Consider the following 1,037-nt stretch of genomic DNA (forward strand, 5'->3'; position numbering starts at 1 on the left):
CGGATCGTGTTGGCGACGGTGAAGGGGGATGTGCACGATATCGGGAAGAACCTGGTGGACATCATCTTGTCGAACAACGGCTACGAGGTGATCAACCTCGGAATCAAGCAGCCGGTGTCGGCGATCCTGGAGGCGGCCGAGGAGAAGGACGCCGACGTGATCGGCATGTCGGGGCTGCTGGTGAAGTCCACGGTGATCATGAAAGAGAATCTGCAGGAGATGAATTCTCGGGGGATCGCCGGCCGGTTCCCGGTCCTGCTGGGCGGTGCGGCGTTGACCCGGGCCTATGTGGAGCAGGACATGGCCGAGATCTTCAGCGGCGAGGTGCGTTATGCGCGCGACGCTTTTGAGGGGTTGCGGTTGATGGACGCGTTCATGGACGTCAAGCGCGGTGTGGCGGGGGCGCAGTTGCCGCCGCTGCGTGCCCGCCGGGTCAAGACCGGCGCGACCTTGGAACGCACCCCGGTCGAGGCGCTGCCGTCTCGTTCGGATGTGGCGGCCGGTAATCCGGTGCCGGTGGCGCCGTTCTTGGGGGAGCGGGTGGTCAAGGGCATCCCGCTGGCCGATTACGCGGCGTTTTTGGATGAGCGGGCCACGTTCATGGGGCAGTGGGGGCTGAAGGCGGCTCGGGGCGGGGACGGGCCTTCGTATGAGGAGTTGGTGGAGACCGAGGGCCGGCCGCGGTTGCGGATGTGGCTGGAGCGGATGCAGACCGAGAATCTGTTGCAGGCCGCGGTGGTGTATGGGTATTTCCCGTGTGTGTCCGACGGCGATGATCTGATCATCCTGGATGAGAAGACCGGGAATGAGCGGACCCGGTTCTCTTTCCCGCGGCAGCGGCGGGACCGGCATCTGTGCCTGGCCGATTTCTTCCGGGGCAGTGACAGCGGTGAGGTGGATGTGGTGGCGTTCCAGGTGGCCACCATGGGCAGCCGGATCTCGGAGGCGACGGCGGAGTTGTTCGCCAAGGACGCCTACCGCGATTATCTGGAGTTGCATGGGTTGTCGGTGCAGTTGACCGAGGCGCTGGCCGAGTA

1 protein-coding gene is annotated in these 1,037 nt (G+C 64.9%); it reads left to right on the top strand.

Annotation, left to right across the window (positions count from 1 at the left end; genetic code table 11):
* A partial coding sequence (locus MYF83_RS42205; protein ID WP_248966442.1) for a cobalamin-dependent protein occupies nt 1–1,037 on the top strand: 1,037 nt, incomplete at both ends.

The sequence above is a fragment of the Sphaerisporangium perillae genome (assembly GCF_023276435.1).
GTDB lineage: Bacteria > Actinomycetota > Actinomycetes > Streptosporangiales > Streptosporangiaceae > Sphaerisporangium > Sphaerisporangium perillae.